Origin of the sequence: Stappia indica, from assembly GCF_001696535.1 — a bacterium.
GTDB classification, from domain to species: Bacteria; Pseudomonadota; Alphaproteobacteria; order Rhizobiales; family Stappiaceae; genus Stappia; species Stappia indica.
Map to the genome: position 1 here is coordinate 706554 of NZ_MBQE01000003.1, position 12434 is coordinate 718987.

The window sequence follows — 12434 nt, forward strand, 5'->3', positions numbered from 1 at the left end:
CGCCCGCACCCTCGCGCAAGGGCGTGCGTCCTGTACCGCTCGCGCTTGTGCAAAACTTTGGCGAGGGAACTGGACAGGCTCTGTTCCAGCCTCTATAAGACCGGCACTTCGATGCGACGCGGACCTGCCGCGACACGCTTCGCGGGCCCAGGTAGCTCAGTTGGTAGAGCAGCGGATTGAAAATCCGCGTGTCGCTGGTTCGATTCCGGCCCTGGGCACCACCCATCCCCTTGAAATCGCTAGCTCTTTCGTCCGGTGGCATATCGGTTGCCTCTCGGTTTGACGGATTTTTCAATCCGGTTTGACAGTTTGTGTTCGCCGGGCGTTCACGGCGGTCTCGAATACGGCACTCACATCGCCCATCTTCCGGCGAAGGTCGGCCGTCTTGCTGTAGTGCCGGGCCATGTCTTCCGTCTTCTGCCCCAGGGCATCGGCAATGGTCCGGTCATCGCACCCGGCTTCGCGAAGGATGGTCGCCACGGTGTGGCGAAGGCCGTAGAGCGTCAGGCCGGGTTGCACCTTGCCGCCCGCCTCCAGCTCCCGCCGCAATGTGTTCCAGGAGGCGCGGAAGCCTGAGACGGTCCACGGGCGGCCTCTTGAGTTGGCGCAAAGCGTCATGGCGTCGTGCGCCGGAGCTGCGTCCAGGATCTCCTGCAATGGGCGAATGACGGGCCAGTAAACCGGCGCGCCGGTCTTTGACCGTTCCGTTGCAATCGCACCATCCTTGAAGAAGGTGCGGGGCAAGGTGAGGGCATCTTGCGGCCCCAGGCCGGTGAACATCATCAGCCCGATAGCCGGCAGCATGTGCGCAGGGGCACTCGCCAGCACCGCATGCCGTTCGGCATCGCTCCACGGGCGGTTCGCCATGGGCGCGCCGCGCTTGCGCCTGACGCCCCGCACGCCAAGCGCCGGGTTCTCCTTCATGAAACCGCGTTCCTTGCCCCAGGAGAACAGCAGGGACAGCACCTGTTTCACATAGGTGCCGAACCGTGCACCGCGTTTTGCTTCCGCCCGGTCGCGGATATTGACTACGAATGGCGACTTGAACCTCTCCAGGCCGGTATCGCGGATCGGGTAGAGATAATCGAACACCCGCTGATAGTCGGCACGGGTGCGCGGGGCCTTCTCGAGGAAATCGGGGCTCGCGCGGTACTTCTCTATCAGCTTGCCGAGCGTGCCGGGCTTGGGATCGCCGGTGACCGTCACGGCATCGGTGATGCGCTGGCATTCGGCGAAGAAGGCCGCCGTGCCGAGCGGGGCCTTGTTCAGGTCCACCGCCTGCCGGGTCTTGCGGTGGTAGCACCGCCACTTGCCGAAGCGATCCTTGAATATCTGGAAGCCGCGCACGCGCACCACGCTCATGGGTCAGTCCAGCTTGTCGAGAATTGCGTCGTCGCTTTCGGCCGTGCCTGCCTTGAGCTGGTCAAGCCAGGCATCCAGGTCGTGCGTGTCCCAGAGGCGCGAGCCGTTCGGCATCGCCACCGGCGTGACGGGGCAAAGTCCCTCGAATGCGCTGGACGCGATCCCGCAATAGCTCGCGGCCGCTGCCTTCTTGAGCATCCGGAACGGTGGAATTTTGACCTCGATAAGAGCCCTGTTCATGGTCTCCAGCTCCGTTGATGTGAAAGGCGGTCTGCCCCTGCCTGAAGGAAGCCCAGCGGCGGCAGGCAGGGGCTTGAGGCGGGACCGCGCCGCCCATCCCACACCCGCCGCTAGATCGCGTGTCCGGTGATGAGGATGCGGCCGACAGTGGCCGCCGTGGCTGCGGCGACAAGCGCCGTGCCGATGCGAAGGTTATCGGTCGCCGTGGCCGTGACCACCTTGTTGGCGTCGTCCCAATAGGCCGGCGCGCCGGCCGTGAAGGCCGCCGTGTCGTCCTTGGCCAGGTCGTAGACGCCATTGGTGGCGATCTCGACTTCCGCCCCTTCCGCCGCCGTGGTGGCGGCCACGCCGAACAGGTGGCCGACCAGCACGCCTTCCCCGGAAGACAGGCCGCCGGCGGGCGCGGTGACGGTGACGTAGTTCCCAGGCTGCACGAAGTTCTTCATGGTCATGTGCCTTTCGAAGAGTTGATGTAGACCACCCGCACGGGCGGTTTGCCGGCTTGCGCGGCGATCTGGCGTTCCAGGTCGGCAATCGCGGCGGCCAACTCGGCATCGCTGCGGTATTCGACCTTTTCGCCCTCGCTATCGACCGCCCGGCGCCCGCTGGAGCGGAGCTTGCGCAGCCGCTCCAGCCGGTCGACCAGTTCGGAAAGGGCCGCCATCACGCGCCCGCGTTCGTGTACCAGCCGCGCCAGTCGAGGAAGGACGCGCCGTAGTCCAGGCGAACCTTGACTTCCACGCCGTCCACCTCGAAGCCGGCCCGGCTTTCGGTCTGCGGACCTTCGGAGCCCATCAGGTAGGCATATTCCAGCCCCTCGACGGTTGCCGGATCGGCCGCGACGTACCAGCGGTTCACGTCGGTAAGGCGGGCTTCCACCACCAGTTCCAGCTTGCCGCCGAAGACGTTGACGTCATCGGTCTTGGTCGGCTGGATGGCCGCCAGGATCTCTTCCGCCTGTGTCTCCAGCTCCGGCGGCACCACCAGGAACTTCGGGGCAATGGCGATCGGCCGGCCGTTGATGCCCTTCTGCCGGCGCATGGCAAGACGTGCCGCCGACAGCGTTTCCTTGGAGATCGGCGCGCCGGCCGCCGCAAGGTTCCCGTGGGCGGCATGGAACACCGTCTTGCCGTCGTCCATGACCGGGCCGAGACCGCCGCTCTTGGTCAGCAGGTCCACCAGGGATTGCGCCTCGAACTCGGAACAGCCGAGGCCGAGCCAACTGGTGACGTTGGCGAAGGCCCCCAGGTCGTCATTGACGAGGGCCTGCCGGGTCAGGGCGACAATCGTGCCAAAAGTGCCGATGCCGTAGGTTTCCTTGACCTCGATAAAGCTGGAGCTCTTGAACTCGCCGTGCTCGTTCACCTTCTCCAGCTTTGCCATGTCGGCCGCCTGCACCTTGGTCTTGGCGCGAAAGTCCTTGTGGCTGGTCTGCCGGGCCAGCCGCTTCAAGGTGGCCGGGGCAGTCTGGTACGCGGCCCGCAGGGTGCGATTGGCCGTGTCGGCGAAGATCGCCGGGAAGTCGCTGGTGGTGTGCAGCGCGCGGGTGATCGTGTCGGCCGGTAGCAGGCCGGTGGTGGAAACGCCCGCCCGCTGCAGGCAATCGCGCGCCATGTCCAGCGTGGTCATGCCGGTGAAGGCGCGGGCCTGGTCGGACAGCTTGTGCGCCGGGTTCACGCGGGTGGCATAGACCGCTTCGCCCATGCGGGTGGCGAGGGTGGCCGGGTCGTCGTGGTGCACCATGTTGCTGGTGCGTGCCACCGGCGCCCGCTCGCGCGCGGTGCGCAGCCGTTCCAGCGCCGCGGATCGGGCCTCGCCCTCGCTCGCGCCGCGGTCGATCTGGTCGTTTGCCCAGTCGCTGCCGAGATCGAAGGTGGCGGCAAGCGCCCGGATCTCCTGGTTGACGGCCGCTCGGGTCGTCTCCTGCACCGGCGGCGTGCCGGTCGTGGTGGTCGTGGTGATTGCCGGGGGCGCTTCCGGCTGGTTCTGCGTTTCGGGCATTCCGGTTCCTCGGGTTCGGGCGGCCGGGTCGGCTCCGACCGCCACAAGGCTGACTTCGCGTAGCTCCCACTGGATGACGATGCGGACCCTCGCGCCCGTGTTCGGGTCCTTGCCGTCGCGCCAGCTCTTCGGGAGATAGCCGACCGATACGTTGCGGATGATCCCGGCGCGCAGGTCGGCCCAAATGGCCTCATGGCGCCGGGAAATGCGGACCTTGACCACCAGCTTGCCCGCCTCGATGCGGGCGGCCTCGACAACGCCGAGCACGCTTTCCAGTCCGTCCTGTCGGTGACTGTCGAGAAGCGGCATGCCCTCCAGGCGGGCCAGGTCGATGGCATCGCCGGAGACGGTCAGGAATTCGGTGAAGGGGCCGGCCGCATCGTGCCGGGTCACGCCCGCGCCGGTGGAGGCGATCAGCTCCACCGTGCGGGCCTTCTCGTCCAGGCTGGCCGGGGTGAAGCCCGTGCGCATGAGAACGGGTGCGTTCATTCCGCTGCCTCCTGTTCGGCCGGTTGCGGCGCGGCCGGCGGCGTGGCGGCACGGGCGATTCCGAGCCGGGCCAGTCGCTCTTCATCGGCGGCGATCTCCGCATCCACGTCTTCCGCGTCGTAGCCGCGTTCGGCGATGACTTCGGAGCGCGAGCGCAGCCGGTTGTTGATCGCGATCTCTGCCGCCCGCGCTTCCTTTTCGGGGTCCACCCAGGGCCAGGCCGGCGGCAGCCATTTCACCGCCTCCAGCGCTTGCCGTTCGGCCTGGTAGATCGCGGCCGGGATCTCGCCGGTGAGCACCTGGTGGCGGATGAACGCGCGCCAGACCGGCCGGCACATGCCGAAGACCATCACATGATGCTGGATGGACTGGCAGAACCGGCGGAACTCCAGCAGCGCCGCCCGGGCGCTGGAATAGTTCACCTGGCTGTAATCGCCGGTCGCCTGTTCGTAGGTGACATTGGTGCCGGCGGCGATCATCCGATAGGTGTTGACGATCAAAGCCGCCGCCCCGCCCTGGTCGGGCACGTCGGGAAACTCCACCGACTTGCCCGGCGGCAGCGGGATCAGCGCGCCCGGCTCCAGTCCGGCTTGCTGTGCGTTGCCCGTCTGTTCCCCGTCGTAAAGGGATCCGCCGTCCGGATCGGTGATGAAGCCGGCATGAAGGGCGGCGACCTTGACACGCATCAAGAGCGCATCGTTGATCGCGTCCATCTCGCGACCAGGCAGCAGCACCGGGGCGAACCACGACAGGCCGCGCACCTGTCCCGGCATCCCCGGTCGGAACAGGTGGATAACGTCGCTCGCCGGCATCCGCACGGGCGCTTGCTGGATGCCGGCGAGCGTATCGCCAGGCGCTGCCCGGCGAATGTGATAGGCGGTAACGCGGCCCGTGCCGTCGAATTCGACGCCCTGATAGATGGCCGGGCCGGTGTCGCTGACGCGGGTCACGGAACGGTCGAGCTGTTCCGGGTGCAGCCGGCGAAGCTGCGGCGCACCGGTGTCGGGATCGGCGGTGAAGATCAGCAGCGCTTCGCCGAAGGTGGCGAGATCGCGTATCGCGTTTTGCTGGAGGCCGAAAAAATCTGTCCGCCCGTCCGCGTCCGCCTCGTCCGTCCAGGTCAGGAACCGCTGGTGGAGCTGCTGGCGCACCGCCTCTTGCGGATGCCGCGAGCGCGGCTTGATGCCGTCGCCAACGATATTTGTGGCGAGACTTTCGAGGATCCGCACGCCCGTCGGATTGTTCATCGCAAAGTGCATCGCCCGTGCCGCCACCGTGGCGGCCGACGCATGCAGGGTGCCGGCGCTGGTCACGGTCGGCGCATCCCGCCACCGGCGGCCGCCGCCGGCCGCGTCCAGCGACCGGGTGGAGAACAGGGCATCCAGAACACGGCGGGCGAGGGCGCGCATCGCTCAGGCCTCGCTGCCGGTGTCCGGGGCGAAGAGCCGGCGGAAGAGTGGCCCCAGGGCGATGACGGTGAAGACGGGGGCCAGGTTGTGCCGCATGCTCGGTTCGACGTTTCGCATCATTCCGCCGCCGTGTACTGCGCCGGTTTCGTCGCTGTAGACGCCGAAGTGCCAGTTGAAATCCCCGGCTTTGGCAGCGTTCACCACGGCCTTGAGGCCGTTGCGGTCGATCTTGACGAAGCCGTCCCCTTCCTCCTTCGGAGCGTCTTCCCTGCTGATGTTCTTGATCAGCAGGGACACCTTGCCGAGCTGTTCGATATTCCACCCCATGCTGGCGAACAGCACGAAGAGGCGAACTGCCGCCAGGTGCCGGTCATTGAAGTAGAAGCGCGAATTGGTCTCGGTGCCCGACCGCTCCGGGATCTCGAACATGAAAAGCCCGTGTTGCGCCCAATAGCGAATCTGCCGCGCAAGGTGCGCCTCTTCCTGGCCGGTGCAGGACGCGAGGCGGGCAGCCATGTCTTTGACGGTCATCCTGGTCATGTGATTTCCATTCGTACGTTGAGCGTCTGAAAATACGGATATGCCATTTCGGGCTGCTCGTCAAGGTTCATCCGTTCAACGTTTGAATGCGGCTCTGGTCATCGGCTCGATGGCTCCCGGCCGATGGCCTCCACCCGGCACCCGCTCATAGCTCGTGTTCCTGTTCGAAGTCGGACGTGTCCAGCTCCAGGCCCGGTTCCTCGTTCTCGTCGTAGGACCAGAAGTGCAAATGGTGGTCCTGCCGTTCGGAACCGTGCGTCGTCCAGCCGAGCGGCTGTTCTCCCTCGCCGGTGGGATCGCGCTCCAGGCGCACCACATGCGGGCCGTTCGCCGGCCAGGAGAGATACGGCTCGCCGTCGCCGGTTTCCTCGTAGTCGCAATCACCGTCGATCTGGTCGAGCAGCGCCACCAGGTTCTCAATCGCCGCCTCGATGCGTCGGCGGGTGGCCGGCTCTATCGTCAGCCAGACCGGGACGCACCTCGCCCGTTCACGAAAATGGATGCCCATCCGTGTGCTCCTGTGGTATAAATTGATAACGATGTAATTATTTCTCAGCTTGGTTATAACGTCAAGCTAAAATGAAAACGGTGTTATAAAATGCAGGCTGTGCAATGCCGGATGGCGCGCGCCGCTCTAGGGCTTGGCGTTAGAGAACTGGCAGAAATGGCCATGGTGGCGCCGGCCACTATTTCCCGGCTGGAGCGCGGCGAGGACTTGAAGCCGCGCACGGTCGAGGCGATCCGCGCCACTCTGGAGGCGGCCGGCGTGATCTTCATTGACGAGAACGGCGAAGGGCCAGGCGTGAGGTTGCGGAAATGACTAGTAGGGTTCCGTTGTTTATTCTTAAGTCAGAAGAAATAGAGGCTGGGCTCTCGCAGATTTATGGCGTGAAGTGGAGGGTATATAGATATGGTTTCAGAGAAATAAATGGACGATTACTTGGTGTCAATTTCATTGATAATATCAAGGAATATCCAATAATTGTTAGAGAACTTGTAGATGAAATAAGAATATCTTATAAAGAAGGATCTTCTCAGATCGATGATATCTTGAGTGAGGCAGATATAGAAAATAACATTATAGATATTGTTGATGTTCTAGAAGGTGTCGTAAGGACAAGAATAAGTATTTTAGAGCTTTTTGGCATTGGAAACGTTGCATGGAAATCTGATATAAATGATTTTTTTGAGAGTATAAAATCGTTACGACGTGTCGTGTATGTCATAAAAAATATATCTGAGTATTATTATAGAAATGTACTTTACGCCAATGATGACGAGAGTTCTGATATTGCGCCTGATGTAAAAGAAAGAGTCACTACACTTTTGAGTTACATTGAGGAAAGGGTTAAGTATTCAAGTATTGAGCCTTCTGTATTAAAAAGAATTGAAAGTCAAATTCAAGAAATAAAAGTCTCACTGGGGGCTAACAAGAAGAATTCTGTTGTAGGGGCTCTTATAATATTGGCTGCATTGGTTACAATAGTGGGGGGTATGGATGAGGTTGTTAAAAATATAAGTAGCGTGGTTGAAATAGTTGTGTCCAGTGTAGTTCCAAAAGAGGGGGCGTCAGATCAAAAATTACTTCCAGGAATTCAAGAGGACGTATAGTGATTTAGATATTTACTTCGAGGTCTGGGCTTTGAGTGCCGATCACCCTATCCAACCCGACCGAATGACCGTTGCCGGCTTTGCGGCTCGCACGTCCGGCCGGGCCAACTCGTCCAGCCGGTCCTGCCAGTTCGGGTTGATCACCTGCCGCGCGGCGAAGGCATAGACCACGCAATCCAGCGCTTCGGCGCGGCGGCCGGGGATGCGCTCGAAGCGGCGTTGCGGCTGGCCGCGCGCATAGCGCACCACGGCCCGCTCGCTCGCCAGCTGCTCATACCAAGCCGCCGGCAGGGCATCGGAAAAGCGCACGGTGTTGCCCTTGGCGAGCCGGCCGGCCAGGTGGCTCTTGATCCCGTCCACGCCGACAATCCACAGGCGGCCGCCCCGCGTCTTGGTTCTGGATTTCTCGATCCACGGGCGGGCGCCCGGTGCGCCCTTGATCGCCAGCACCCGGCGCGCGGCGCGCGGAAAGGCGAAGCCATAGACCGCTTCCATGGTCTCGCCGTCGCCGGAATCGACCGCCGCCGCATCCAGCGCCAGCCGGCCGCCCAGCGGGTGCGCATAGGTCTGGCGTAACAGCCCCTCCAGCTCGGCCCAGGTCGCCTCGTCCGCCGGCCTGCCCCACACCACGGCATGCCCGAGAATGAAGGCGGTGCCGGCGCGGTCCCAGCCGACGAATGTGATCTCGAGGCGGTCGCGCTGCACGTCTACGCCGGCCGTCAGGGCCAGCACCTCTTCCGGCAGTGCCTCGAGCGAGAAGCCTTCCGCCCGCGCGGCGAGCGCGGCCTCGTCCAGTTCCTCGCCTTCCGCGCGCCAGCCTTGCCCCAGGACCGTGTTGACGAAGGTCTGCAACAGGTCCGGCGTGTCCTTCGCGGCCAGGAACTCGGCAGCGAGCTTGCCCCAGGAGGCATTGGCCAGCGGCGAGACCAGCGCGTTGACGCGAAAGCCCGCATGCCCCTTCACCTGCGGCGCGGTGGCGCGCCAGCGGCCGGCCGCGACCATCGCCGGCTTGTGCCGTTCCTCCACCACCGATCCGCAGGACGGGCAGCACCAGGCGGCCTCGTCCGGCCGGTCGGCCGGCCACTGGATATCGCGCCAGGCGATCTCGTGGAAGGTTGCGCAGTCCGGGCAGGGCACCTCGAACACCCGCATATCGGAGCGCGCATAGGCGGCCAGCACATGCGAGGTTTCCTCGAAGATCGGGGTGGAGCCGATGACGATCTTGCGATCCGGGAAGGACAGGGTGCGTTTTTCGGCCAGCAGGATCGGGCTTCCTTCCGCCGTCACGTCCATGGCGTCGGCCTCGTCCACGATCAGGATTCGGGTGTTGTGGGAGCGCAGGTTGCGCGGGGCCTTGGCCGCCACGACCTTGAGCGAGCCGCCGGGGAAGCGGCGCGACAACAGCGTGTTGCGGTTCTCGCCCTGGCCCTCGGTGGCACCGGCCAGCGCCCCGGAAAGGGCCGGCGAGGCCTCGAATGTCGGTTCCACATTGGTGACGACGAAGTTGCGGCAGTCGTCTTCCGTCGGCAGCACGAAGAGCACCGGCGCCGGCTCGTTCGCCACATGCGCGGCAAGCGCCCCCACCAGCAACGTGGTGTAGCCGATGCGGGCCGACTTCACGACCGTGACACGCTCGGTCTCAGGGTCGCTGATCGCATCGGCAATGCCGCGCTGGAACGGGTAAAGCCGGATCGGGCCGGGCAGGGCCGACACGTCTTCCGGCAAGCGGATCTCGCGTTCGATCCAGTCGGACAGGGGCAGGCGCGGCGGCGGCTGCAGGGCGCGCAGCGCGGCGGTGCGCACGCGGGTCATGGCGTCATCGATCATTCGCCAGGTCCTCCAGGGCAAGGCGCAATTCGCTGTCGAGCGTGGCAACGTCGTGGGCGGTGAGGTGCGGCAGCACCTGGCGCAGGCGCGAAGGCACCGCGAGAAGCCGCGAGCGGACGCGGCGCAGGATGTCCGCCCACTCGCGCTCGACCTCGCCGGCCGGCAGCAGCTCGCGGCGCAGCAGGGCGTTTTTCAGCGCCGCATGGTCCGCCTGTTCCCGCACCAGCCGGGCTCGCTCGCTGGCCGCGTCCGGTTGCGCGGCGAAGGGCAGGGCCGTCTGGTCGCCTTGCGCTGCCGAGCGCTTGGGGTCCACGTTGGCACGGATCCATTCGCGGCCGCGCGCCACGTCGATGCGTCCGTCAGGCTCCACCGGCAGGCCGGCGCGGATCATCTGCGACACCCGCCCCGGCGAGACGTTCACCAGCTTGGCGAAGGCGGCCTTTCGCACCACCCTCGGCTCGCCGATCATCTCCGATCCATGCGCTAACTGCATGCCTAACCCGTTGTCATCATTGGTGTTTAGCTATCAATTTGACCTTGGAGAGGAAAACGCCGGGCTCAGTCCACCCGTATTGTCCGGGCCTGGGAAGGACCCTGCCGGGCCGGCGGTATCCGGGCGGGGGGTTGGTCGTGACACCCCCTAGCCCCCCCTTAAGGGGGGCGTAGGGTGTCACGCCCCCTCGCACCGCCGTGACATTCGGCCATGTCACGCCGTGACATACCTGTCACGCCAGCCATGCCACCCCCCCTTGAATGCCCACCACGTTGAGGCGTAACAGCTTGTTTTTCATGCGTTCCCACTGCTTGCGCCACTTGTCGCCGGGATCCTCCCCCAACCTGTCACGGGTGGCGTCACGCCACGCATCGACCGTGACGCTTGCCGTGACATGGGGTGGAAATCCGCCCGTCACGCCGTGACATTTGCCGGTGTCACGGCCTGTCACGCCTGTCACGGTGGGGTCTGCGAGAAGATCGGCGAGGCATCGCCGCGCTATCTCTTCCCGGTCGCCAAGCTTGTAACGGCCGCTTCCCTCGGAGCCCTGGCGCGCATCCGCAGGGGCGATGACGCAAGAGGTGATCTCATCACCGTCCGCATCCTCCCCGAGAACCGCTTGCGAAAGCTCGTATTTGAAGGAAGTCAGGTCGCCGCCATCCTTCACCTTGGCAACCTTCAGTTCGCACAGTCCTGTTTCGAACCGTGCGACCTCTAGGGCGGCATCCACCGCGCCTAGAAGAGCGTTTGAACCGCGCATCCCGCGATCCTTGTCCTTGCCCGTATGATGCACCAGGAGCACATGCGCGCCCGTCTCGCGCTGGATCTTCTCCGCTCGCTGCACGATGACGTTCATGTCCCGTGCGCGGTCTTCATCACCCGAACCGATCATGCGTGACAGGGTGTCGAGAACGACAAGACCGATCTCGCCGCCGCTCCTGGCCCTGCACTCCAGAATGTCCGAAATCAGCAGGTCGGCGCCGCTGTCGTCATCGAACAGGTTCACCGATTGCGGCACCATGGCGAAAGGCGCGGTCGGATCGCCGTCGCGCTCCTGTCGCCATGCCTTCATGCGCCGACGCATCCCCGGCCCGCCTTCGCCCGATACGTACACCACGCCCGTGCGGCGGGTCTTGAGGCCGAACCACTCGCGCCCATGGGCGATGTGCAACGCCATATCGACGGCCAGGAACGTCTTGGAGGTGCCCGGCGGGCCGTAGAGGGTGGATAGGCCACCATCCACCAGGAGCCCCTTGACCAGCCAGGACAGCGACGGGCCGTTGTCTTCCTCGCCGAACCATACCAAGGGAAGATGCGTTGCCGCCTGCCGTCGCCAATCCTGTGCGGTCTCGACCAGGCGGAACAGGTCGTCGGCCGATGCCCCGGAATCGAGCCAGTCGGATACATCGCCCTTGCGGGGCAGGTTCACCAGGTCGAGAACGCGAAGGCGAGCCGCTACGCCGTCAAGCGACCGGGCCACGGTCTCGGCATGCTGGCGGCCCGGCTCGTCATTGTCCGGGATGATGACGACATCAGCGCCCTTGAAGATCTCGGCATAGTCCGCACGCCACTTGCCCGCGCCGCCCGGATTGCAGGTGGCGGGAATGTTGATCCGCCACAGGTGATCCGCGTCTTTCTCGCCCTCGACAATGAAAACGGTGTGCTCGTTCGCCAGGGCCTCCAGCAGCGCGGGCAGCCGGTACAGCACCGGAGACACGCCCTTGAGGTTCCACACATGCCCGCCCCGTCCGTCCGGCCGGCGCTGCCGAAAGTCCTTGGGCTCGAAGCGGACCACCTCGAACAGCAGCGCGCCGGCCTCGTTATGGTAGGGATAGGCCGCGACCTCGCGAGATCGGCCGCGCGGCTCGTCCATGCCGATCCCCATTTCCTTGGCCAGCCAATCGGCCGCCGCCTTGCGGTCGCCGCCCCGCTCGCGCACCACCAGGTCGAGAACGCCGCCGCCGTCGCCGCTTTCGTGATCATGCCATGCGCCGGCATGCGGGCCGCCGACCTTCACCGACAGCGAACCGCGCGAGCCGAACCGCAATTCCTTATCCTTCGATAGGGCCTTGTTCGGTTCCCCCAGGAGGCGCTTGGCCACCTCGGCAATATGGGCGGCATAGTCCGTCATGCCCGCACCCGCTCCAGGCGGTCGGCGAGCAACAGCAGCCTGTCGGCCGCCTCGTGCTTGTCCTCAAGGATGGTTTCCGGGGTGGCGTGCCGATGCGATCCGATGCGCCGAACACGATAGGCCAGGTCCCGGATTTCCTCCGAAACGGGGTTTGACAAATCGCCGCTAAGTGCTTGATTTTGCGTGTTCGGTTTTACAGTCGATTTTGGCGCAAGCGATTGGCGGGCGGTCAGCCTAGCGGGATTGAAAATCCGCGTGTCGCTGGTTCGATTCCGGCCCTGGGCACCACTTCCCCTTAGATAAATCCCTACAGATCAAGCCCTTAACGGCT

General features: G+C 64.5%; 13 protein-coding genes and 1 tRNA gene. 3 read left to right on the forward strand and 11 right to left on the reverse strand.

The window, feature by feature from the left end; genetic code table 11:
• Positions 1–145: 145 nt before the first annotated feature.
• Positions 146–221, forward strand: a tRNA-Phe gene (locus tag BBX35_RS14515).
• Between the two features lie 70 nt (positions 222–291).
• On the opposite strand, the gene BBX35_RS14520 is transcribed toward BBX35_RS14515, so the two are convergent.
• The 8 genes from BBX35_RS14520 to BBX35_RS14555 all read right to left on the reverse strand — a co-directional run bounded on the left by BBX35_RS14520 (position 292) and on the right by BBX35_RS14555 (position 6549).
• Complete coding sequence (locus tag BBX35_RS14520) at positions 292–1362, reverse strand: tyrosine-type recombinase/integrase (RefSeq protein ID WP_067221406.1); 1071 nt, start codon at positions 1360–1362, stop codon at positions 292–294.
• Between the two features lie 3 nt (positions 1363–1365).
• A complete protein-coding gene (locus BBX35_RS14525) occupies positions 1366–1602 on the reverse strand; it encodes a transglutaminase-like domain-containing protein (RefSeq protein WP_083206305.1) in 237 nt (78 codons plus the stop codon).
• Positions 1603–1712: 110 nt separating this feature from the next.
• The gene (locus tag BBX35_RS14530) at positions 1713–2054 is read right to left on the reverse strand and encodes a DUF2190 family protein (protein WP_244271632.1); all 342 of its coding nucleotides are present in this window, start codon (positions 2052–2054) and stop codon (positions 1713–1715) included.
• Complete coding sequence (locus BBX35_RS14535) at positions 2051–2266, reverse strand: phage head-tail joining protein (protein ID WP_067221411.1); 216 nt, start codon at positions 2264–2266, stop codon at positions 2051–2053. The genes BBX35_RS14530 and BBX35_RS14535 overlap by 4 nt, the downstream gene beginning before the upstream one ends.
• On the reverse strand, positions 2266–4092 hold the full coding sequence (locus tag BBX35_RS14540; protein ID WP_067221414.1) for a prohead protease/major capsid protein fusion protein: 1827 nt from the start codon (positions 4090–4092) through the stop codon (positions 2266–2268). The genes BBX35_RS14535 and BBX35_RS14540 overlap by 1 nt, the downstream gene beginning before the upstream one ends.
• Complete coding sequence (locus tag BBX35_RS14545; RefSeq protein ID WP_067221417.1) at positions 4089–5501, reverse strand: phage portal protein; 1413 nt, start codon at positions 5499–5501, stop codon at positions 4089–4091. Before BBX35_RS14545 ends, BBX35_RS14540 begins: the two co-directional genes overlap by 4 nt.
• 3 nt (positions 5502–5504) lie before the next feature.
• Positions 5505–6041: a MerR family transcriptional regulator gene (locus BBX35_RS14550; protein ID WP_141687865.1), complete on the reverse strand. Its 537-nt coding sequence runs from the start codon at positions 6039–6041 to the stop codon at positions 5505–5507.
• Positions 6042–6186: 145 nt separating this feature from the next.
• A complete protein-coding gene (locus BBX35_RS14555) occupies positions 6187–6549 on the reverse strand; it encodes a hypothetical protein (protein WP_067221423.1) in 363 nt (120 codons plus the stop codon).
• Between the two features lie 90 nt (positions 6550–6639).
• On the opposite strand from BBX35_RS14555, the gene BBX35_RS14560 reads away from it, so the two are divergent.
• Together BBX35_RS14560 and BBX35_RS23425 are read left to right on the forward strand one after the other, a co-directional pair.
• Positions 6640–6861 carry a helix-turn-helix domain-containing protein gene (locus tag BBX35_RS14560; protein ID WP_171901457.1) on the forward strand — a complete coding sequence of 74 codons (222 nt, stop codon included), beginning with the start codon at positions 6640–6642 and terminating at the stop codon, positions 6859–6861.
• Entirely contained in the window at positions 6858–7652 is a 795-nt protein-coding gene (locus BBX35_RS23425; RefSeq protein ID WP_141687866.1) for a hypothetical protein, read from the forward strand. Before BBX35_RS14560 ends, BBX35_RS23425 begins: the two co-directional genes overlap by 4 nt.
• A 42-nt stretch (positions 7653–7694) precedes the next feature.
• On the opposite strand, the gene BBX35_RS14565 is transcribed toward BBX35_RS23425, so the two are convergent.
• From BBX35_RS14565 to BBX35_RS14575, 3 genes are all read right to left on the reverse strand, one after another.
• Positions 7695–9479 (reverse strand): phage terminase large subunit family protein, encoded by a 1785-nt coding sequence (locus BBX35_RS14565; protein WP_067221425.1) that lies wholly within the window; start codon positions 9477–9479, stop codon positions 7695–7697.
• On the reverse strand, positions 9469–9948 hold the full coding sequence (locus BBX35_RS14570; RefSeq protein WP_244271633.1) for a DNA packaging protein: 480 nt from the start codon (positions 9946–9948) through the stop codon (positions 9469–9471). Before BBX35_RS14570 ends, BBX35_RS14565 begins: the two co-directional genes overlap by 11 nt.
• A gap of 256 nt (positions 9949–10204) precedes the next feature.
• Positions 10205–12103: an AAA family ATPase gene (locus tag BBX35_RS14575; RefSeq protein ID WP_067221431.1), complete on the reverse strand. Its 1899-nt coding sequence runs from the start codon at positions 12101–12103 to the stop codon at positions 10205–10207.
• Between the last annotated feature and the right edge of the window lie 331 nt (positions 12104–12434).

Coding starts and splice junctions, on each gene's coding strand:
- BBX35_RS23425 (WP_141687866.1), top strand. CDS start 6,858: ATGACTAGTAGGGTTCCGTTGTTTATTCTTAAGTCAGAAGAAATAGAG.
- BBX35_RS14525 (WP_083206305.1), bottom strand. CDS start 1,602: ATGAACAGGGCTCTTATCGAGGTCAAAATTCCACCGTTCCGGATGCTC.
- BBX35_RS14550 (WP_141687865.1), bottom strand. CDS start 6,041: ATGACCAGGATGACCGTCAAAGACATGGCTGCCCGCCTCGCGTCCTGC.
- BBX35_RS14565 (WP_067221425.1), bottom strand. CDS start 9,479: ATGATCGATGACGCCATGACCCGCGTGCGCACCGCCGCGCTGCGCGCC.
- BBX35_RS14530 (WP_244271632.1), bottom strand. CDS start 2,054: ATGACCATGAAGAACTTCGTGCAGCCTGGGAACTACGTCACCGTCACC.
- BBX35_RS14540 (WP_067221414.1), bottom strand. CDS start 4,092: ATGAACGCACCCGTTCTCATGCGCACGGGCTTCACCCCGGCCAGCCTG.
- BBX35_RS14545 (WP_067221417.1), bottom strand. CDS start 5,501: ATGCGCGCCCTCGCCCGCCGTGTTCTGGATGCCCTGTTCTCCACCCGG.
- BBX35_RS14560 (WP_171901457.1), top strand. CDS start 6,640: ATGCAGGCTGTGCAATGCCGGATGGCGCGCGCCGCTCTAGGGCTTGGC.
- BBX35_RS14535 (WP_067221411.1), bottom strand. CDS start 2,266: ATGGCGGCCCTTTCCGAACTGGTCGACCGGCTGGAGCGGCTGCGCAAG.
- BBX35_RS14575 (WP_067221431.1), bottom strand. CDS start 12,103: ATGACGGACTATGCCGCCCATATTGCCGAGGTGGCCAAGCGCCTCCTG.
- BBX35_RS14555 (WP_067221423.1), bottom strand. CDS start 6,549: ATGGGCATCCATTTTCGTGAACGGGCGAGGTGCGTCCCGGTCTGGCTG.
- BBX35_RS14520 (WP_067221406.1), bottom strand. CDS start 1,362: ATGAGCGTGGTGCGCGTGCGCGGCTTCCAGATATTCAAGGATCGCTTC.
- BBX35_RS14570 (WP_244271633.1), bottom strand. CDS start 9,948: ATGATCGGCGAGCCGAGGGTGGTGCGAAAGGCCGCCTTCGCCAAGCTG.